Here is a 21055-nt window from a genome sequence, read left to right as displayed (position 1 = left end):
GGTGATGGCGCCCACCAGCCCGCCTTACTCGATGCCGCCAGAGCACCTGCGCGAAACCGCCCGCGCCGCACGCAAGCTGGGCATCCGCCTGCACAGCCACCTGAGCGAAACGGTGGAGTACCAGAACGAAATCCAGCGCCGCTACAACCTGTCACCCGTGGCGTTCTGCGCGGAGCACGAGTGGCTTGGCGCAGACGTGTGGTTCGCCCATCTGGTCAAGCTCAGCCCCGAGGAAATCCGGCTACTGGGCGCCACCGGTACCGGCATTGCCCACTGCCCGCAGAGCAACGGGCGCTTGGGCAGCGGCATTGCCGATATCCTTGCCATGGAAGCGGCAGGCATGCCGATCTCGATCGGTGTGGACGGCGCAGCCTCCAACGAAGCCTGCGACATGATCAGCGAAACCCACGCCGCCTGGCTGATGCAACGGGCCAAGGCCGGCGAGCGGGCTTTGCCCGACTATGCAGGCGGCGAACTGGAAGGCGGCGCCCATGCCGCCAGCGTGGAAGACGTGGTGCGTTGGGGAACCGCCGGTGGCGCGCAGGTGCTGGGGCTGAACGCGCTTGGCACGCTGGAGGTTGGCATGGCAGCGGACCTGGCAGTTTACCGCCTGGACCAGCCCCGCTACTTCGGCTTGCACGACCCGGGAATTGCGCCAGTGGTGGGCGGTGGCCGGCCGACCTTGCGCGCGTTGTTGGTAGGTGGGCGCCTGAGCGTCGACAACGACACGATCCCCGGCCTGGACCTCGCCGAACTGGGTAGCCAAGCCCGTGAGGCCGTGCTGCGCCTGCAGCGGGCTGCGGGGGTGCGCGCATGAGCTGGACCTCGTTGCAGGTACGCGCCTTGCGCCTGGAAGCTGACGACGTGCTGGGTGTCGAACTCGGCACTCCGGGCGGCGCACCGCTGCCGCTGAGCTGGGCGGCCGGCGCCCATGTCGACCTGCGCCTGGGCAACGGCCTGGTCCGCCAATACTCCGTGGTCAGCCTGCCCGAAGAGGGCCATCTGTACCTGGGCATCAAGCGTGAGCCTGCCTCGCGCGGCGGTTCACAGTGGTTGCACGAGCACCTGCGTCTGGGCGCACGGATCGAGGTCGGCACCCCGCGCAACCTGTTTGCCCTGCAACCGGGGGCGGGCCCAGTGACATTGTTGGCTGCCGGGATCGGCATCACGCCCCTGCTGCCGATGTACCGCCAATGCCTGGCGCAAGGGCGCGCGGTGCGCCTGCTGTATTTCACCAAAGACGTGCGACAGCTGCCGCTGGTCCAGCGCCAGGACCTGCCCATCGAAGTCTTCAGCGGTTTGCGCGCTGCGCAGATCAAGCAAGCCTTGAGCGAGCTGTTGCCCGTTTGGCAGCCCCACGCCAGCTTGTATTGCTGCGGGCCCGCAGGGTTCATGGACAGTGTGGAGCAGGCCGCTCTTACCCACGGCTGGCCAGCGTCGGCCCTGTACCGTGAGCACTTCAAACCTGCCGAACCCGCAGCCCAGGCCGATTCCAGCTGCACACTGGTGTTACAGCGCAGCGAGCGGGAAGTCCAGGTACAAGCGGGCGAAAGCCTGCTGCAGGCCGCTGCGCGGGTCGGGGTGGACCTGCCCATCTCGTGCGGCATGGGCATTTGCGGTGCGTGCATGTGCCGGGTTATCGAGGGCGAGCCAGAGCACCGTGACGAGTGCCTGACTGAGGTTCAACGCAGCAGCGGGGAATGGATCACGCCGTGCGTCTCGGTGGCGCGCAGTGCGCGCCTGGTGCTGGACGCCTGAAAGCAGGCACGCTCTAAGGGCATCGAAGCACGCGGTGAATCGCTGAAACCACCTGCAGCGTAGCGTCTTCGATCGTTCCTTCATTGCGGCACAACAGCCAGCCGTTATCTGCGACGGCTCGCTCGAAGGCCTGGGTACAAGCCACATGCTCTTCGAACCTGTGCATCACCGTGCTGCTCAACCCGCGCGTACGTGCCGTCGCCCTCGCCCATGAAATATCCGGAGCGGTGACGACCCCCACACTCAGGTCGGGTACACGCACATTACTGGCGATGTTCAGGCGCAGGATCTCAGGGAACGGGATCAGCCGGCGAAACGCGGCTTCCGACGGGTACCAGCGGTCGATCAGGATGATGCTGCCCGGCGGTTGTCTGGGCAGCACGTGCTGGGATATCCAGGCACGGCTCTGGGCAAAGCGCTCACAAACCGCCAGCTCAAGCTCCGGGCTGGGGTTTCTGACGAACTGGTTGACCAGGGCCATGGTTTGCGCCCTGAAGGGGTCACTCTTGCGCTCACAGATACGGATGACCTTCAGGCCGTCAGCCCGTAGTGCTTGGGTGACGGCCTCCAACAGTGTGGTCTTCCCGGTGCCCTTGGGCCCGTCCATGGAAATGAACAGCGAACGGCTCATGCTTCACACAACGCATGACAAGCAGCGCTTGCAGGGGGCATATCGTGCAACGGCATCTTGATTCCTTCACGTAAGACAGTGGTGAACATTCTATAGCGCGGTGACGTGCGCATCAGTCAATAAAACCGCCCCTTTGCAACACCACTGAAGGTTGCGTGAATCCGGCTATGCTGGAAGCAATTCGCACGCAGGCGCCGGGAGTGGAGCATGGGGATCAAGCGTTGTTCAGGATGGGCGGCTTGGCTGATTCTGGGGTTGCACATGATGGTTTCTCCCCTCCTCCATGCGGACAGCGCTCAGCCCGCCACAGGCGTCGAGGGCGTCATCGCCGAACCAGCCGCACTCACGGTCATCAACCGCACGGTGTTCGTCTTTCGTTCTACCTTGCTGGGTGAAACTCCCAAGGCACGCGCCCAGCGTGCCAAGAGCCTGATCGAAGAAACCCTGCAGGAGAACGACGATCTCAAGGTCAGGACCGACCCTATCCTGAACAGCTATCTGGTGCTGCTGGGCGGCCGTCGCGCATTCATCGTTACACCGCTCGATGCCGCTGCCGACGACATAACGCCAAGGGAGGCTGCCGAACGCGCTGCCGAGAACCTGCGCCTGGTGGTAGAGGAAACGCGCCAGGCACGCAGCCTGAAGTTCCTGTTGACGGCCCTTGGCTACTCGGCGGCCGCCACCTTGGTGTTCTTCCTGTTGCTCAAGGCCGCAGGGCTTAGTCGCCGCAAGCTCCTGGGGCTGTTGCCCAAGCTGATGGGCAAGCACTCCGAACGCCTCAAGGTCGGCCATACCCAGCTGTTCGACATGCAAAACCTCTACTACCTGATCGACCGCTCACTGTGGCTGCTGTACTGGTTGGTTGTGCTGTTGCTCTGCTACCAGTGGCTGGGTTTCGTGCTGTCGCAGTTCCCGTACACCCGTTCCTGGGGCGAAAGCCTCAATGTCCACTTGATGGAGCTGTTCAATTACCTGGTCAGCGGCATTCTGCGCGCCATGCCGGGCCTTGCCGTGGCCATCTCGATCTTCTTCATCGCCCGCGGCATCAGCGCCTTCTCCAAGCGCGTACTACGGCGCATGGCCCGCCCGGGTACCTTGTCGTGGCTTACAGCCGAAACCCTGCAACCCACCATGCGCCTGACCTCACTGGCCATCTGGCTGTTCGCGCTGGTGATGGCCTACCCGTACTTGCCCGGCTCGGGCACCGATGCCTTCAAAGGGCTGTCGGTGTTGATCGGTTTGATGATTTCACTGGGCGCGACCAGCGTCATTGGCCAGGGTGCAGCCGGCTTGATCCTGACCTACACCCGTACGCTTCGGGTCGGCGAGTTCGTCCGGGTGGGCGAGTACGAAGGGACAGTGACCGAAGTGGGCATGTTCACCACCACGATCAGAACCGGGCTTGGTGAGGTCCTGACGCTGCCCAATTCCATGATTACTGGGGCGGTGACCAAGAACTACTCGCGGATCGTGCAAGGGCAAGGTTATGTCGTGGACACGGTTGTCACCATCGGCTACGACACGCCTTGGCGCCAGGTAGAAGCCATGCTGCTGGAAGCCGCACGGCGCACCGAAGGCGTACTGCAGGAGCCCAAGCCACAGGTGTTCCAGACGGCCCTGTCGGATTTCTACCCCGAGTACCGCCTGGTTGCGCAGGCCATTCCCTCTGAACCCAGGCCGCGCGCCCTGCTGCTGAGCCTGTTGCACGCCAACATTCAGGACGTGTTCAACGAATATGGCGTGCAGATCATGTCACCGCATTACCTGGGCGACCCGGAACAGGCCAAGTGGGTACCCAAAGAGCAGTGGCATACCGCCCCGGCCAATCCCCAAATCCCTGGAGAGGGTCCGGTCAGCTGACCGTCAGCGCAATGATTACCGGCCCGCAGACCGCCAGCAGTACATTGGAAATGGCATAGCAGACAGTGAACCCGATCACGGGTGTGTTGCTGCCGGACTGCTCGAGGATCTTGTTCATCGACGCCGCTTCGGTTTGCGCCCCGGCCAAGGCCCCGAACAGGATCAGCGGGTGCAAACGAAGCACGTAATAACCGAAGTACAAGGTCACCAATGGGGGGATCAAGGTTACCGCCGCGCCCGAAACCAGCAATGCCAGGCCTTGCGTTTCGATCGCGGCCAGTGCGGCCGGGCCGGCCAGCAACCCTACCACAGCGCCAAACGCGGTAAGGCCGAACTCCGAAAATGCCCATTGCGCCGCCGGCGGTAACGCACCGAAGTCAGGGTGGCGCGAGTTGTACCAGCCGATCAGCAGGCCAACCAGCAATACCCCGCCACCCACACCGAGTTCGACAGGGATGATACCGATGTGCGTGGACAGCATGCCGAGCAATGACCCCACGACCAGACCAAGCGCATGAATGGCGATATCGCTCTTGTAAAGGTTCTGGCGCACCCGGCCTACCTGCCCCGCCAGGGCCTCGACACTGCTCGTGCGCCCGGTCAGGGTAATCACATCCCCACGGCGCAGCACCGTCTCGGGCAACAGCGGCAGCTCCAGGCCCTGGCGCGTGATGTCGACGATGTAACAGCCCATTCGCGTGGCGCCGACCAGTTCTTGCTTGATCTGGCGGAGGGTTTTGCCGGCAAAGGTGCGCGAAGTGAGCACAATCTGCGCCGTACGGGTAGCGAAGGACATCGATAGCGGGTCATCCACCTCCGGTCCTATCCACTGACTGAGCGCTGGCACGGCTTCACGTAATGCGTAAACGCCCAGCACATCGCCACGCTGCAGGCGCACGTTTGCTTCGCGCTCAAGCACCCGACCGTCGCGCACCACCCGCTCGACACTGAGGTTGCGGTGCAAGGCCTCGATATCGGCAATGCTCATGCCCTCCGCCTCAGCCACCGCCAGTTTGTGGGCCCGCACCACGATCCGCGTGTAGGGCACGCCCAAAGCAGCGTCCTCCTGTTCGATACCCAGCGAGCGCTCAAGCTCACGGGCAGAGGCGGCAAGGTCTACGCGAAGCAGGCGCGGTGCGATGCTGCCCACGAATACCACCAACCCAATCGTGCCGAATACATAGGTGATGGCATACGCCACCGCCATGTGGCTGTTCAGTTGTGCCTTGGCGGCTTCGTCGAGCGCGAGCTGGGCAATGGCACTGCTGGCTGTGCCCATGATCGCCGTGTCGGTCAGCGCGCCAGCGCCAAGCCCGGCAGTAAAGCCGGCATCGAAACCATAAAGACTGTGCGCAGCAAGGATGGTGGCCAACGCCGTGCCGCACAACACCACAGACAGCAGCACCAGCTTCAAGGTGCCGCGGTTGAGGCTGCCGAAGAATTCCGGGCCGCTCTTGAAACCCACCGCGTAGATGAACAACGCAAAGAATACCGATTTGAGCTCATGCGGAACGTCCAGTCCGATCTGCCCAATGGCCAGGCCCATGAGCAAAGCGCCGGCCACCGAGCCCAGGTGGAAGCTGCCAAGGCGTATCCGGCCTATCAGCACACCCAGTGCAATGGCCAGGAACACGGCAATTTCCGGGTTTGCACGCAAGGCGTGGAGTATGAATTCGATCATTGCCGCACCTCCCTGGAAGCGCAAAGGCCTGCACTCCAACACCCATTGACGGCGTCCAAGTACAGGCCTGGGTACACTGCAAACAGCGGGCTATTTAGCCTTGGCCTTCATCTGCAGATAGTACTGATGGACGTCGGATGCCCAACTGTCGAGTACTTTCTTGGCATCCGAGGCCTGCATGACCTGGCTGCTGTTGTCCAGTTGCTGCCCAGCCCCCTTGCGCACCCCTTGGGCGATGACCTTGTTGGTCTGAGCGTCAATGAAAGCCACCTCCGTGGCAATGGTCGTGTCCTGGTCGCGAATACCGGTAGCGGCGCTGACCCCCGCCGCCACAAGGGCGATCGGAATCACTTCGTAAGGCCGCAAACCCTTGGTCTTGCTGCTTACCCCGGTAATGGCCGGGCGCACGACAATGGTGCCGGGACCCGGTGAGGTGGCCAGCGGCAATGATTTGCCCAGTTCACGTTTGAGCGCCGTGTCGTAGTAGCTGGTGATGCCTTGCAGCGTGCTCTGGGGGATTTTCTCGGTTGGTTGCGGCTTGGGATACAGCTGGCTGGGCTCGACATAGAAGGCGGTGTACTTGTTGATATCAAGCTGAGGATCGACCCAGCGCATCACCGGCGCGCCTGAAGGTGATTCCGCTTCTTTCAAGCGACTGTAGTCCTTTAGAAAACCGGAATATTCATCCGGCTGGGTCAACTTGCTGGAGCACCCCACAAGCGTAAGCGAAGCGACACACAGCGTACTTGCCAAAAACGCTAATCTCATTCCCGAAACTCCTGTATGGCCGCACGTGCGCAAGCCGTGACAGACATGAAAATGTAACGTGGCAGTGGCCACTTCCTACCACTGATGCAGTGCAATCAAGCAAGGGTAGTTATAGACCCGGCGCAATGAACTGGCCGACAGATTTACAGATTGTTCGCTGAACATTTGCCTAATACAGGAGCGCTTCTATATTCACAAAGGCCTGATTTCAAGTTGACCAGAGCGTCATGATGCCCCCACCCGAGCAATTGATCATCTGCGAGCACTGCGACTGCGTGTATGAAAAAGCCTTGCTCGCCAAGCATCAGAAGACCTTGTGTTCGCGCTGTGGCGGTGTGCTGCAGCGGCACAACGGCCTGACGGTGGAGCAACGCCTGGCGCTCACGCTCACGGCCGCGGTGCTGTGGCTGTTCGCCAACTTCTACCCGGTGATGAGCATCAGCCTGAAGGGGCTGAAGAACAGCGCCACGTTGTGGGATTCGGTACTGGCACTGAGCCAGGGGCCCATTACCTTCATGGCCATGGTCGCGGCGATCTCGATCATCATCGCCCCGGCATTCCAACTGCTTTTGCTCGTCTGGGTCCTGGGTTACGCCCTCACCGCCCGCCGCTCACCGGCCTTCAAACTGTGCATGCGCTGGCTGGAAACGCTGCGCCCATGGAGCATGCTCGAAGTATGCCTGCTGGGCGCGATGGTGGCCGTGTTCAAGCTCGCCGGCATGCTCGATGTGCTACCGGGTATCGGCCTGCTAGCACTGGCCGCACTGAGCCTGCTGATGATCCGCATTGCCGGGCGTGACATTCGCGACCTGTGGGACACGCCATGAACCGGCCGCCAACCGCCACCGAGCTCAACCTGTGCCTGTGCCACAGTTGCGGCCTGGCCTGCGACATGCGCGACGAACCGCATCAGTGCCCACGCTGCGATGCCCCGTTGCATCGGCGCAAGACCAACTCGCTGGGCCGTACCTGGGCCTACCTGTTCGCTGCGCTGGCCTTCTACATACCGGCCAACGTGCTGCCAGTGATGAACACCACGATGCTTGGCAGTGGCGCCGACAGCACCATCATGAGTGGTGTAATCGAGTTCTGGGGGCATGGCGCCTGGGACATCGCGCTGATCATTTTCATCGCCAGCATCGCCGTGCCAGGGGTGAAGTTCATGGCATTGACGATGTTGTTGATCACGGTCCAGCGTGGCAGCACCTGGGCGCAACAGCAGCGCTCGAAGCTCTACCGGTTCGTTGAACTGATCGGCTATTGGTCGATGCTCGATGTGCTGGTGGTGGCGCTGGTTGCGGCACTGGTGAAATTCCAGGCTTTGGGCGATATCGAGCCGCGCCCCGGCATTCTGTTCTTTGGCATGGTTGTGGTGTTCACCATGCTTTCAGCGATGAGTTTCGACCCCCGCCTGATCTGGGACACGCCACCTGACAAGGAGCTCATGGATGAATCCATCCAGCAATGACAGCCCAGCCGTGCCGGGCAAGGCACCCGTTAAAACCCGTCGGTTCAGCTTCTCACTGGTGTGGATCGTGCCGATCGTGGCGGTGCTTGTCGGCCTCTCGCTGGTGGTGCACAACGTCATGCAGGAAGGCCCGACCATCACCCTCACCTTCAAGACCGGCGCCGGACTGGCGGCCAATAAAACCGAGGTCCGCTACCGCAATGTGGTGATCGGCCATGTTACCGAGGTGGCCCTGAGCAGTGACCAGAAGAACGTCAATGCTACCGTCAAGCTCGATAAAGAGGCTGAGGGCTTCACCCGTGAGGACTCCAAGTTCTGGGTGGTCCGCCCACGCATCGGTGCCGGTGGTGTGTCGGGCATAGACACCCTGCTCTCTGGCGATTACATCGGAGCCGACATCGGTCAGTCGAACACCCGCGTAAAGCACTTTATCGGCCTTGAAAACCCACCGCCCATCACCTACGGCGAGCCCGGCAAGCATTTCACCCTGCACACCCAGGACCTGGGCTCGCTGGACATCGGCTCCCCTGTGTATTTCCGCAAGATCCCGGTCGGCCAGGTGGTCGCCTACGCCCTGGACAAGGAAGGCAGAGGGGTTGACGTAGAGGTCTTCATCCACGCACCCAACGATGCCTTCGTGACCGCCAATACCCGCTTCTGGAACGCCAGTGGGATTGACGTAGAGGTCGGCGCCAACGGCTTCGCACTCAAGACCGAATCGCTATCTTCCATTCTGGTCGGCGGCATCGCCTTCCGCGCACCGGACTTCAACCCCAACGACACCGTCGCCAGCGAAGACCAGCGCTTCGAGCTGTTCGCCGACCAGAGCAGTGCGCTGGCACCGCCTGCTGGCAAGGCGCAGTACCTGGCACTGCGTTTCGACCAGGCGATGCGCGGCCTTAAAGTGGGGGCACCGGTAGAGTTTCTGGGCATAGAGATTGGCCGCGTCGTATCGGTGAACCTGGACTTCGATGCGAAGCAGCGCAGCTTCCCGGTCAATGTCGGCATCGTGATCTACCCCCAGCGCCTGGGCCGGGCGCACGAGAAGATGCTTAAGGCCCTGCAGCACGATCCCAATGACGAAGCGTCCGCCGCCAAACTGATGGGGACGTTCATCGACAACGGCCTGCGCGCCCAGGCACGCAGTGGCAACCTGCTCACGGGCCAGCTGTACATCGCCCTGGACTTCTTCCCCAAAGCGGAGAAAGTGGCCTTCGACCCGACTGCCCGACCTGTGATGATCCCTACCGTTCCAGGCAGCCTGGAGCTGCTGCAGGAGCAGTTGCAGACCATGGTCGACAAGGTCAACCGGCTGCCACTGGAACGTATCGCCAGCAACCTGGACGCCAACCTGGTCGAGCTGCGCAAGAGCCTTACACAGTTCAATGGCAAGACATTGCCGGGGGTACAGAGCACCTTGGCCGAAGTCAGCACTACCCTCAAATCGGCCAACTCGACCCTGGCCGAAGATTCGCCGCAACGGGAGCAACTGACGCAAACCCTCGACGAGCTCGGCCGTATGTCGCGCTCGCTGCGCGAACTCGCCGACTACCTGGGCCGCAACCCCGAGTCGCTGATCCGTGGCCGCCCGGACAACGCCGCGCCAATGGACCTGCAAGGGCCGCCACGCAAATGACCACAGGAGTGTTGAGCATGACCCCGTTGCCAAGGATTACCCTGCTGGTCGCGCTGATGGCGCTGGGCGCCTGCCGCAGTGACCCTATCCAGTTCCACACCCTCACGCCGGCACAGCCGGCACCCTCCTCTCACACGGCCCCAGACGAGATCCTCATCGAAGGTGTCAGCGTACCGCCGCAGGTTGACCGGCCCCAACTGGTCATCCGTCAAGGCGACAGCAGCCTGGCCATCCTGGAAACCCAATGGTGGGGCGCCACCCTGGTGGATGAGTTGCGCAGCGCCCTGGTCGACCAGCTGAGCACTGTGCGCGCCGCACACAAGCTGTCCTTGCGCGTGGATGTACAGCGCTTCGATTCGGTGCCTGGGCAGTATGCGCTGCTGGACGCCCGGTGGCGCCTGCGGGCCCGGGAGGCCAATATCCAGCTGACCTGTCGCAGCACCCTGCAAACCGCATCTGGTGGCAGCATCGATGAGGTGGTGATCGCCCAGCAAGCCAACGTCAAGCGCTTGGTGGCCATGATCAGCCAGGCGGCCATGTCGCCAAACGCTGGCTGCCCCGCCTCACGCTGATAGCCATTGAGTCAAAGGCGGTGCGTTAACGCTCACCGCCGGTGAACCAGCGCATGTAGGGGTTCTGCGCGGTCATCGGCGCCAATGCCCGCGCCTCACGCATCCAGGCCTGGCGGTTACCGTTATAGGCCAGCAATGACAAGCCGTAGAACCGCCGAAGCAGCTGCCACTCATCTTCCACCGCCCCCTGCTGGGCGCGGCCGGCATTTTCCAAAGGCGGCGGTACGCGCAGTGCAAGCAACGCCGGGAGCACCCGCGTGATCTCCCGCGGACGGACCCACGGTGCATATTCGATGCGCGGCCGGTCATCGGTAACCGGCTGGGCATCACCCGCGTAGCGTTCCAGGCCCTCTCGGTTGGTCACCCAGGTGGCCAGCAACGCATCGACCGACCCCACGCCAACCTGCGCCAGTGCAGCGGCAACTTCAGGCTGTTCGAAACGCTGGCGGATGCGCGGCACATCCAGTGCCATCGGCGATGCCGAGCCGATCAGCAGCATTTCGTGAAACTCGGTGGTCCACAACGACGCATGGGGGAACACATCAAGGAAGCTGCGCACCAGCGAGCGGCTATCCTCGTCGTTCTGGGTAGGCAACGGCAGCCATTGGGCGACCAGGCCGTACTGCTCCAGGCGCGAGGCCGCCAACTGATAGAAGTCACGCGAGTACAGGTTCACCACCCCGGCTGCGGACGGCGGTGGCGGCTCCAGGGTGATCAGGTCGTAGCGCTGCGCGCTGCGCAGCAGTTCGCGGCGCCCATCGCGCAGGCGGATATCCAGGCGCGGGTCGTTGACCGCATCGTAATTGCCGGAAAACAACGGCGCCGCTGCCAGCACCTGCGGCAACAGTTCGGCCACCACCGGGTGCTCCAGGCCCGGGTAGCGCAGCATTGCCCCGGCAGTGATGCCAGTGCCAAAACCGATCACCAGCGCCGAGCGGGGTTCGCCGCGGTGTATCAGCAGCGGCAGCAATGCCTGCAGGCGCATGTAGCGCAGTGACGGCATGGCGTCACCGGTATTGGACACCCCCTGGATGTACAAGCGGTTGAAGGCCTGGCCCTGGCGCTGCTGGTTGACCACCGCCACCGTGCCTCCCCGGCCCTCTTCGTAGAACACCAACTCGCCACTGCGGGCTCCGGGCAACAGCTGCGCCAACCGCTGTGGCGGGGTCAGCACGCCAGTGAGCACGGTTGCTGCACCGACCACCAGCACCGCCACCCGCATGCCCTTGCCCACGGCCTGGCCACGCCATACCGCCACCATGCCGACGGCTGCCGCAACAACGGCGAGCACGAACAGCGTGCGTACCAGCCCAACTTCAGGCACCAGCACAAACCCGGTGAGCATGACCCCGGCAATACCGCCCAGCGTGTTGAGCGCCACGACCGTGCCCACGTCCCGGCCCACTTGGCCACTGTCCACGGCCAGGCGCAAGGCCAGGGGGAATGCCGCACCAAGCAGCGTGGTAGGCACGAACACCACGCACAGCGCCGCCGCGGCAAAGCGCGCGCACATGCCTGCCAGTTGGTTGCCAGTCAGTTGCACGACCTGGGCTTCCAGGGCGGTCTGCAGCACGATCAGCCAACGCCCGAGCCCGGCGACCTGCAGCAACGCCAGCAGGCCTGCGGCGGCGATCAGCAGCCCGAACAACCCCCAAGGGTCGCGGATACGGTCCGCTCGCCGGGCGTACACGGCGCTTCCCAGTACCAGCCCGGTCAAGTAAGTGGCCAACACCACGGAAAATGCAAAAGCCCGGGTACTCATGAACTGCACGATCGATTGTGTCCACACCACCTCGTACCCCAGCGCCACGCCGCCTGCCACGCAATACAGGGCGATGGCCAGCCTGGCCTTGGGCGTGCGCGGTTGCAATGCCGCTGCGCCAGGGGCCAGGTCACGCTCATCCTTCGCCCGCCCAAGCCAGGCGCCCAGTGCGGCCAACAGGTTCAGCACGGCGGCCACGCACGCGGCCCCGGTAACCCCCAGCAGCGGCAGCAGGACGAATGCTGCCAACAAGGTGCCGCAGATTGCCCCGGCGGTATTGGCGGCGTACAGCCAACCGCCCGCCTCGCCCATCTGCCCCTCGGTGGGGGTCAGCGCACGCACCAGTACCGGCAAGGTGCCGCCCATCAAGAAGGCCGGCAGCCCTACCAAGGTGAAGGGCAACAACCAGGCCAGCAGGCCTGCGCCTGCCTCCAGGCGGGCAAACATCGCGGCGCTGTGCGCCAGGGCCAGGGTTGCCCCTACTCCCAGCACTGCCACCGCCAATTCAAGGCCAGCATAGAGCTTGACCGGGCGACGCAGCCGGTCGGCCCAGCGCCCGAACACCAGGCCGCCCAGCGCCAGACCGGCGAAAAATGCACTGATACCAGCGGTGATGGCATACACCTCAACCCCCACCACCAGTGACAGCTGCTTGACCCACAGTACCTGGTAGATAAGCGCCGCGCCGCCAGAGACGAACAACAGCGCCGCTGGCAGCATCAGCTGTAGCGGCGTCTGTTTTACCGTGGTTTCAGGGGCATGAGCGCGAGCGGAGTTCACAGCTGCTGGCATCGATAAGCCTTAGCGGACCTGAAACCCGGTCCGCAATGGATAGGAAAGAATGCGCCCGCCAAGGGCGGGCGCGGGGCATTGCCGTTACTTCTTCATTTTCTCTTCGATTTTCTTGTCCACGTCAGCACGGATCTGGTCGATGCTGAAGCTCGCCGGACGCTGGCTAGGCGGGTATTCCACGAACGTCTGCAGGAACGCTGCAGCCTTGCGGGTACCTTGGAAGATCAGATAGTCGTTCTTGGTCAGCCAATCGTAGTACTGGTCCGAGACGATATCAGCACGCTCGTAAGGGTCCATGCGCAGGTTGAACATCTTGGGCACACGCAGACAGGTGAACGGTTCGCTCCAGACCTGCAGCCCACCGGGTGCCCGCTGCTCGCAGAACACCAGTTTCCAGTCTGCAAAGCGCATGGAAACCAGTACACCGTCATCGTTGAAGTAGTAGAACTCTTTACGCGCGCTCTTGTCGGTTTTGCCCGTCAGGTAATCGAGCTGGTTGTAGCCGTCGAGGTGAACCTTGAAGTTCTTGCCTCCCACATCGGTGCCCTTGAGCAGGCGGTCCTTGATGCCTGTATCGCCTGCTGCTGCCAGCAGTGTCGGGAACCAGTCCAGCCCGGAGAACATCTGGGTGGAGATCGTCCCGGGTTGGACCTTGCCTGGCCAGCGAATCATCGCCGGCACGCGATAGGCGCCCTCCCAGTTGGAGTTCTTCTCGTTGCGGAACGGCGTGGTTGCCGCGTCCGGCCACGACCACTGGTTTGGCCCGTTGTCGGTGGTGTAGACCACGATGGTGTTGTCGGTAACCTTCAGGTCGTCCAGGGTCTTCAACAGTTTGCCCACATCGCCATCGTGCTCGAGCATGCCGTCGGCGTATTCATTGCCGATCATCCCGCTCTGGCCTTTCATCGATTCACGCACATGGGTGAAGGCATGCATGCGTGTGGTGTTCATCCAGACAAAGAACGGTTTGTCGGCCTTGACCTGTTTGTCGATGAAATTGATCGCCGCCTGGGTGGTTTCATCGTCGATGGTCTCCATGCGTTTGCGAGTCAAGGCGCCAGTGTCCTCGATCTTGCCGTCCGCACTGGACTTGATTACCCCACGTGGTGAGGCGGCCTTGACGAAGTCCGGGTCATCCTTGGGCCAGAATGGCCGCTCTGGCTCCTCTTCGGCATTGAGGTGGTAGAGGTTGCCGAAAAACTCATCGAAACCGTGGTTGGTAGGCAAGTATTCGTCGCGGTCCCCCAGGTGGTTCTTGCCGAACTGGCCGGTGGCATAACCTTGCGCCTTCAACGCCTGAGCGATAGTCACATCACGGTCCTGCAGGCCCACCGGCACGCCCGGCATGCCCACCTTGGACAGCCCGGTGCGCAAAGGCGTCTGGCCGGTGATGAAGCTCGACCGGCCGGCGGTGCAGCTGTTCTCTGCGTAATAGTCGGTAAACATCATGCCTTCTTTACCGATGCGGTCGATGTTCGGCGTCTGGTAACCGACTACCCCTTTGCCATAGGCGCTGATGTTGGTCTGGCCGATGTCGTCACCGAATATCACCAGGATGTTGGGTTTTTCCGCGGCATTGGCCGTACACACGCCCATCGCCGCTGTGGCGGCTAGTGCGAATGTGGTTATCCATCTTCTGCTGGACTTCATTAGGCGATCTCTCCGTATCACGTTTGCTGGCATGTGCCACGACTACGTGCACGTTCGACCTACTGCTCGGCTGGTCCCTGTGCCCCTGCGGTTTCTTTGTCACTGAGCCTGGTTGCTATCGAATGGGTAAATGCGCTGCCATTCCCGGGCCATGTCGACCACGGTCCAGTTACCGGCCCTGGCAGCGTCAAGGGCCTTGTCCAGGCGCCCTATCTGGCTGTCACGGTCATAGGCCCATTCGCGTGTTGCGTCGGTGTGGTGAACCAGGCCGGCAAAGCGCTTGCCGTCACCGGCCATGGTCCACTGCAGCATCTGCAGGTCGCCGTCGGAATTGCCGAAGGCAAATATCGGGCGGCGACCGATGCGGGCGTCGATGCTCACCGGTTTGCCCGGGCCATCGTCGTTGTGCAGCAGCTTGGGCAGCCGTTCAATGGACAGCTTGCCGTTGTCATCGATGAAGCGGGCATCGAGTGTGGTGCCGATCACCTGCTCGGGCGGCACGCCGTAGACCTCTTGAGCGAAAGCACGCATGAAGGCCACTTCACCGCCCGACACGATATACGTCCTGAAGCCATTCGCCCGCAGGTACTGCAGAAGTTCGAGCATGGGCTGGAAGACCATTTCGGTGTACGGCTTGTGGCTGCGAGGGTGCACGGCCGTTGCCAGCCAACGCCGGGAGTTGGCGATGAAGTCTTCGGTACTGACCCCGGCATGGGTAGCAGCAACGATCTTCAGAATGCCATCCATACCGCTGTCAGTGAGGGCCTTCTGGTCGCCCTCCAGCACCGCCTTGAACGGTTGCTGGGTGGCCCACTCCGGGTGTTGCGGGGCCAGCCTTTTGACCTCATCGAGGGCGAACAGCACTTCGAAATACAGCGGCTGTTCGCTCCACAGGGTGCCGTCATTGTCGAAGACGGCAATGCGCTCGGCCTCAGGCACATAATCCTTGCTGCCCTCGGTGGTCACGGCGGTGACGAAGGCTTCGATGGCCTGGCGTGAAGTGCCTTCGCGCCAGGACGGCAACGGGTTCGCGGCCTGCACCGTCAGGGGCAGCAGGAGCAACAGCGTAATCCACCAGCGTGTGCGTTGCAGGTCGAGCATGAAGTATCCCTCCTCTGTGCTGCCTACCCTGTCCAGCCCAAATGCTCATGGGTTGAGTGGTTTCAAACCCTTGCGATGACGGACTTGCCGTTCACTCACTGGCACTCGCCGCAGCGCTGGCAGAATCGGGCTCAGCGACGGTGTGGCCTGCTGGCCTTCGCGACCTTTGCCGTAGCGGTTCTGGAGCCAGTCTAGTAGACGTATTCGCAATGAGGACGGCAAAATTGAGGAAAATTCTGACATCGTGCGCTGCCCCGTAACGCGCCGAACCCACAAGTACAGGCCACCCAGTTGAGGTGGGTCTTCTGCAAGCTGATCGCGGGCCAGTTGCCAGGCGTAATCCGCCGACTGCAACCGCGCCTCGCGCCGCGCGGCTTGCCAGCCCTTGAAATACCGCCATGCCGCCTGCAGCCAAGGCCGTGCGAAATAGCTCAGCCCTACGCCAAGTACCAGCAAACCCGCCGCCCACAGCCAGTGGCCGGGCAGGCGCAACTGTGCCTCGCGGCCGAGCGCGCGCAGGTCCTGGTCGATGGAAAATGGTGCTTTGTAGCCGCCGTCAATGACGGTGACATCGATCGCGGGTAGCGTCGCTCGCCTGGCCTCACCGGTCGCAGCGTCCCACCACTGCAGCTCGATCGCGGGCAGCTGGTAGTCACCTGCGGCGGCTACCACATAGCTCACACTGTCCTCGCGCTGGCCACCGTTCGAGCCCCCTCTGCCATCACTGAGCGGCGCAATACGGGGGGTTTGCACGTAGCGTTTGAGGCCCTCGATCTCCACCAATGGCGGCGGCGGTATCAGCATCGCCTGGGCGCCCTCGGCACGCGTCAGCACTCGGCGGGTAATGCTGTCACCTGCACGCAACGGTGAATGCGACAGCTGCGTCTGTTGCTCAAGGCTGACCTTGCGCGCGACCAGGCGGTGCACGGTAACGTCACCGGACAAGGCCTTGGCAACGAATGCCAGCGGCTCGCTGGTGAGCGTGACCGGCGTGTCCGACTGGCCCGGGAATACCTGAAAAGTTTGAGCAGGCAGTGTGAAGGCTTGTGCCGTTTGCGGGGTGATCTGGTAGGTATAACGCAGGCCGAAGAAGGTCTTGCCATCGAGTTGTTCGTTCAAATGCTGCGCTTCGCCGCCAGGCGCGCTCACTGCGGCACCCGGCAACCCAATGGCCGGCAGCACCGCCGGCTGGGTGAACCAGGTGTCGACCAGCAGGTCGACCTGCAACTCGAGCGTGGCGCCCACCACCGTGTCGCCGGCCGGCACCAGGCGAGCCTGCACCCGCGCCTCGGGTGCTGCCACCGCGAGCAATGGCAGGCAGAGTGGGAGCAGCAACAGCAAGCGCCTCATGGTGTGCCCTCCGCGGTTTGCCGTGAAGCATCCTGAAGCAGGAACTTGCGTCGCAGGAACTGTGCCGGCGAGGTGGTCAGGTTATTAAGCCAAACCTGATCTGACGCCGCCTGCGGGGTAAGTTGCTGCTTCTGCTTGGCGCCTGTGGAGGGTGTCTGGTCCTCCACCACCTTGTCGGCTTTTTCGTCCGGCGTGCCCGCCTTTTGCTGATCTTCGTAGTCCTTGAGCAGCGCCTGTGCCAACGCAAGATTGGCACTGGCCTCGGCAAACGTCGGCTGCCGTTTCAATGCCTGCTCATACGCCTGGACCGCCTGGGGAAACTTGAACTGGCGCACGTAGATGTTGCCCCGGTAGAAAAACGCCTGTGCGGTGTCGAGCTTGCCCAGGCTGGCCAAGGCAACGTCATAGTCGGCGGCGCTGTAGGCGGCCAGGCCTTTCCAGTAAGGGTCGCTGAAGTGCGCGGCAGCCTGCGGGTAATGACCATGCTCAAAGGCCCAGCGCCCCTGCTGGTCAGGGGTGAAGAACGCATCGGCAACAGGCCCGGCCCGCGCCGTTTGCGGCTGAGTGCCCAACAGCAGCGCCAGCAGCACAGTGGCCATCCAGTGCACCTGCCAGCCACGGCGCAGGCACAACAGTGCAATCAGTGCAAGTGGCCAGCACAGCCAGTACCCGGCGTCCTTCCAGTGCACCTGCTGCGGGTCGCCCTGGGCCGCCTGAAAATGCTGCTGCGCATGCAGTTCGATCCAGTCCAGGTCATCGTCATTCAAGGTCAGGCTACCCAACGGGGCGCTGACAGCCTTGGCTAACTGGCGCAAGCCATCCTGGTCGAAATCGGCCTGCAGCGGGCGCCCGTCGGCGGCAATTCGGGCACGGCCCTGGGCGTCGTGCAGCACACCGCTGTCGTGGCTGCCGACTGCCAACACCATCACCTGCAGGTCGCTGCCCTTGAGCGCGTCCGCAAGCACTGGCAATTGCCCTGCATCAGCGCCATCGGTGAGCAATACCAGCGTGCCGGGTACCTGCTCGGCCGCCAGCAAGCGTTTGGCTACCTCGATCACCCCCGCCACGTCCTTGCCGGGCTTGGCAATCAAATCAGTGCTCAGCGCCTGCAAGAACGTGTCGAGCAAGTGCGGGTCTTCGGTAGCCGGCAGTACCAGGTGCGCGCTGCCGGCATAGGCGATCAGCGCCGTGCGCGCACCCGCCCTGCGCATCACCAGGTCGTGCAGGGTGTGCTTGGCCGCTTGCAGACGGCTCGGCGGGACATCGTCGGCGTCCATCGACGGCGACAGGTCCAGCGCGAGAATCAACGGCGCACGGTTGTCGACGAACGCCGGGATATCCCGCTGCCATGTCGGCCCGGCAGCGGCCAAGGCGCCCAGGCCAAGCAGTGTTGCCAGCAAATGCACAGGCCGCACGCGCTGGCGTTGTTCAGGCGTGATGATCAAATGCTGCACCAGGTGCGGGGCGATGACGCCTTGCAATTGCCGTTTCAGGTCATGGCGCCGCTGCCAGGCCCAAGGCAACAGCGCCGCCGGAATCCACAGCAACAACCAGTATGGCCGCAGCAGATGCAATGCACTGAGGTCGATGTCCATGTCACAGCCTCCCCTGCGCAGGCCGCGCCCGCAAAGGGCCGGCTATGGCAGCCAGGCTGTGGCTCAGGGCCAGCAACAGCAGGGCGGCGCCCAGCGGCCACCAGAACAGGTCACGCTTGGGCTGATGGCTGAAGGTCTTGACCGTGTGCGGGGTTATCCGGTCGAGCGTGGCATATACCTGGGCCAGCGCGCCCCGGTCATCGGCCCGGAAGAACCTGCCACCGGTGGTGCGTGCGATGCCTTCAAGCGCCTGCAGGTCGACTTTGTCTTCACCGCTGGCCTGCGGATCGCCGATACCGATGGTATGTACCACGATATCCCGTTCTCGGGCCAAGGCCGCCGCGTGCTCGGGCGTGATCGCGCTGCCGGTGTCATTGCCATCGCTGAGCAGCACCATCACCTTTTCCTGCTCCTTGGCCTGGTCCAGCAGCTTGATGGCAAGGCCAATGGCATCACCGATCGCGGTATTCGGCCCGGCCATACCGACCCCGACCTCATCCAGCAGCAGCGACAGGCTGGCGTGGTCCAGGGTCAAGGGTGCCTGCGGGTAGGCACCGGTGCCAAAGACGATCAGGCCAATGCGGTCTTGCTTGCGCTGGGCGATGAAGTCGCGCACCACCGCTTTGACTGCCGTCAACCGGTCCACCTGCCGGCCATTGGCATCGGTGAAGTCCTTGGCCTGCATGGATTGGGAGATATCGATCGCCAGCAACATGTCGCGGATCGGCTGGTTGTGCTCGATAGCCTTCTCCACCAGCACCGGCCGCGCGCAGGCGGCCACCAGAAGGCCCCATACCAGCAGGTTCATGAGCGCCTGCCAGCGCCCGCCCGACCTTCGCGAGGTGCCCGGCAGCTGGTTCACGGCACGGCTCATGGCGAAGAAAAACGGCACCCGCAGTGCGCTGTGCGCTTCGCGATAAGGGCGCATGAAGCGGTAGGCCAGCCAAGGCAAGGGCAGCAGCAAAAACACCCAGAGGTAGTCAAACTGCCACATGATGCACCTCGATCCAGCGCCTGCAGGTGTGCACCAAGGTGCTGAGTTCTTGATCGTCAATCGCTTGCACCTGCAGGTCAGGTGCATAGGCCAAGGTGTGCAGTTGCGCGGCAAACTGCACCGGCAAGGCAAAGCGTGCCCTTTGCTGAAGAAAGCCCTGCCAATGCTGGCCTGACAGGCTTTGCACCGGCGGCGCATCAGGCATGGAAAGCGCAACCCGCTTGAGCAGTTCCGGCAATTCACGCAGGGCCGGCAAGCGCTGTTCGGGGGTGTTGAGTGCCGCCACGAGTGCGTCCAGCCGCAGCAACGCTTCACGCCGATAACGGTTGCGCTGCCAACGGCGCCAGGCATAGGCGGCACAGACCAGCCCGGCCACCAACACGATCGCCAGCACTACCGCCCAGCCCCAGGTTTGCGGGGTATAACTGAACGGCGGCACCGGCAGTGGCAGCTCCTTGAGCTGGTCGATGGCGGGAGGCGGCGGCCGGACACTCATCGGGCACCTCCGGACAGCCGCCCCAGTTCGCGTCGCACCTGGCCCAGCACCTCTTCGCCGGTACTGATCATCATCAGGGGGATCTGGCTGCGGCGCAGCAACTGGGCCACTGCCTGCAGGCGCCCGGAGAGGAAATCGCCCAATGGCCGGTGCACCTGGCGGCGCCCGACTTCAAGCTCGACTTGCATTTCACCCTGGGTCACGCTCAACCGCCCCTTGTCCGGCACGTCGAGCGCGATAGGGTCGTACACCTGCATGGCGATCACATCATTGTGCGCACTCAACTGTCGCAGCAGCTTCAAGGTCTGCTCCGACACCCCGGCAAAGTCACTGATGATGCAGACCAGGGCATCATGCCCAGCGATGCCGATGGCCGTGCGCAGCATGTTGTCAAGTTGCCCCTCATGCTCGCTGTCCGGGCCATCTGCGCTAAGGCGGTTGTTGCTGCGCACCACGGCCGCGCAAAGCGCTTGTACCCGTGCGCGGCTGCGCAACGGTTTGATGTGCACCACCTGCTGGTCATCGAACACCAGCCCGCCTACCCGGTCACCGGCCTGCAGGGCAATCCATGCCGACAACGCCGCAAGCTCTGCGGCGGTGACCGACTTGAAGCTGCGCTGTGAGCCGAAATACATGCTCATGCGTTGATCGACCAGCAGCAGCGTTGGCCGATCGCGCTCTTCGGTGAAGGTGCGCACGAACGGCTTGCCGTAACGCAACGACGCACGCCAGTCCAGATGGCGCAGGTCGTCACCCGGGATATACCGGCGCAGCTCGTCGAAGCTCAAGCCCCGGCCACGCAGGCGCGAAGCATGGTTGCCCGCCAGGATGCTTGCCAGCGGTTGGCGGGCAACGAAACTCAAGCCGCGTGCGTGGTGTTCGAACGCCATCAACTGGCTGAGCGAGGCATGGACGAAGCCGTCCTGGGTCGGTTGCATCGG

The 21055-nt window shown here is 63.1% G+C and carries 18 protein-coding genes; 7 read left to right on the top strand and 11 right to left on the bottom strand.

Translation table 11 applies throughout. The annotated features are described in order from the left end of the window. Both BLX42_RS00390 and BLX42_RS00385 read left to right on the top strand, forming a co-directional pair. Positions 1-817, top strand: an 817-nt coding sequence (locus BLX42_RS00390; RefSeq protein ID WP_161870917.1) for an amidohydrolase family protein, incomplete at its 5' end; no start/stop codon positions are given. Beyond that, positions 814-1758, top strand: coding sequence for a PDR/VanB family oxidoreductase (locus BLX42_RS00385; protein ID WP_161870916.1), 945 nt, complete (start codon positions 814-816; stop codon positions 1756-1758). The genes BLX42_RS00390 and BLX42_RS00385, both read left to right, overlap by 4 nt. 13 nt (positions 1759-1771) lie before the next feature. Here the strand turns inward: BLX42_RS00385 and BLX42_RS00380 are convergent, their stop codons facing one another. Then, positions 1772-2389 carry a dTMP kinase gene (locus BLX42_RS00380; RefSeq protein ID WP_161870915.1) on the bottom strand — a complete coding sequence of 206 codons (618 nt, stop codon included), beginning with the start codon at positions 2387-2389 and terminating at the stop codon, positions 1772-1774. A 207-nt stretch (positions 2390-2596) separates the two neighbouring features. Here BLX42_RS00380 and BLX42_RS00375 point away from each other — a divergent pair, with 207 nt between their 5' ends. Then, positions 2597-4249 carry a mechanosensitive ion channel family protein gene (locus tag BLX42_RS00375; protein WP_161870914.1) on the top strand — a complete coding sequence of 551 codons (1653 nt, stop codon included), beginning with the start codon at positions 2597-2599 and terminating at the stop codon, positions 4247-4249. Here BLX42_RS00375 and aspT read toward each other — a convergent pair. Both aspT and BLX42_RS00365 read right to left on the bottom strand, forming a co-directional pair. Further along, entirely contained in the window at positions 4242-5930 is a 1689-nt protein-coding gene (aspT, locus tag BLX42_RS00370) for an aspartate-alanine antiporter (RefSeq protein WP_161870913.1), read from the bottom strand. The two genes, BLX42_RS00375 and aspT, sit on opposite strands and share 8 nt — an antisense overlap. A 90-nt stretch (positions 5931-6020) precedes the next feature. Further along, entirely contained in the window at positions 6021-6698 is a 678-nt protein-coding gene (locus BLX42_RS00365) for a DUF3313 domain-containing protein (protein ID WP_161870920.1), read from the bottom strand. A 230-nt stretch (positions 6699-6928) separates the two neighbouring features. On the opposite strand from BLX42_RS00365, the gene BLX42_RS00360 reads away from it, so the two are divergent. Genes BLX42_RS00360 through BLX42_RS00345 form a run of 4 tightly spaced genes read left to right on the top strand, consistent with a single transcriptional unit; the run spans position 6929 to position 10374 of the window. Further along, entirely contained in the window at positions 6929-7525 is a 597-nt protein-coding gene (locus BLX42_RS00360) for a paraquat-inducible protein A (RefSeq protein WP_161870919.1), read from the top strand. Next, positions 7522-8166, top strand: a complete 645-nt coding sequence (locus BLX42_RS00355) for a paraquat-inducible protein A (RefSeq protein WP_161870912.1) — start codon at positions 7522-7524, stop codon at positions 8164-8166. Before BLX42_RS00360 ends, BLX42_RS00355 begins: the two co-directional genes overlap by 4 nt. Beyond that, a complete protein-coding gene (locus tag BLX42_RS00350) occupies positions 8147-9802 on the top strand; it encodes an intermembrane transport protein PqiB (protein WP_161870911.1) in 1656 nt (551 codons plus the stop codon). The genes BLX42_RS00355 and BLX42_RS00350 overlap by 20 nt, the downstream gene beginning before the upstream one ends. 17 nt (positions 9803-9819) lie before the next feature. Beyond that, complete coding sequence (locus tag BLX42_RS00345; RefSeq protein WP_196998176.1) at positions 9820-10374, top strand: membrane integrity-associated transporter subunit PqiC; 555 nt, start codon at positions 9820-9822, stop codon at positions 10372-10374. Positions 10375-10399: 25 nt separating this feature from the next. Here the strand turns inward: BLX42_RS00345 and BLX42_RS00340 are convergent, their stop codons facing one another. The 8 genes from BLX42_RS00340 to BLX42_RS00305 form a co-directional block, all read right to left on the bottom strand. Next, positions 10400-12928, bottom strand: coding sequence for a fused MFS/spermidine synthase (locus BLX42_RS00340; protein WP_161870910.1), 2529 nt, complete (start codon positions 12926-12928; stop codon positions 10400-10402). Positions 12929-13012: 84 nt separating this feature from the next. Then, positions 13013-14578: an arylsulfatase gene (locus BLX42_RS00335; RefSeq protein WP_115274929.1), complete on the bottom strand. Its 1566-nt coding sequence runs from the start codon at positions 14576-14578 to the stop codon at positions 13013-13015. A gap of 99 nt (positions 14579-14677) precedes the next feature. Then, complete coding sequence (locus tag BLX42_RS00330) at positions 14678-15679, bottom strand: HAD family phosphatase (protein WP_161870909.1); 1002 nt, start codon at positions 15677-15679, stop codon at positions 14678-14680. A 45-nt stretch (positions 15680-15724) separates the two neighbouring features. After that, a complete protein-coding gene (locus tag BLX42_RS00325) occupies positions 15725-17029 on the bottom strand; it encodes a BatD family protein (RefSeq protein WP_161870908.1) in 1305 nt (434 codons plus the stop codon). Beyond that, a complete protein-coding gene (locus BLX42_RS00320) occupies positions 17026-18624 on the bottom strand; it encodes a VWA domain-containing protein (RefSeq protein WP_161870907.1) in 1599 nt (532 codons plus the stop codon). Before BLX42_RS00320 ends, BLX42_RS00325 begins: the two co-directional genes overlap by 4 nt. Before the next feature lies 1 nt (position 18625). Continuing rightward, positions 18626-19618, bottom strand: a complete 993-nt coding sequence (locus tag BLX42_RS00315; RefSeq protein WP_161870906.1) for a VWA domain-containing protein — start codon at positions 19616-19618, stop codon at positions 18626-18628. Then, the gene (locus BLX42_RS00310; RefSeq protein ID WP_115274934.1) at positions 19605-20114 is read right to left on the bottom strand and encodes a DUF4381 domain-containing protein; all 510 of its coding nucleotides are present in this window, start codon (positions 20112-20114) and stop codon (positions 19605-19607) included. Before BLX42_RS00310 ends, BLX42_RS00315 begins: the two co-directional genes overlap by 14 nt. After that, entirely contained in the window at positions 20111-21052 is a 942-nt protein-coding gene (locus BLX42_RS00305) for a DUF58 domain-containing protein (protein ID WP_161870905.1), read from the bottom strand. The genes BLX42_RS00310 and BLX42_RS00305 overlap by 4 nt, the downstream gene beginning before the upstream one ends. Between the last annotated feature and the right edge of the window lie 3 nt (positions 21053-21055).

This window comes from Pseudomonas sp. SG-MS2 (genome assembly GCF_009933855.1).
GTDB lineage: Bacteria > Pseudomonadota > Gammaproteobacteria > Pseudomonadales > Pseudomonadaceae > Aquipseudomonas > Aquipseudomonas putida_E.
Note: the sequence above shows the minus strand (reverse complement) of the source record. Positions and strands in the feature narration are given on the sequence as shown.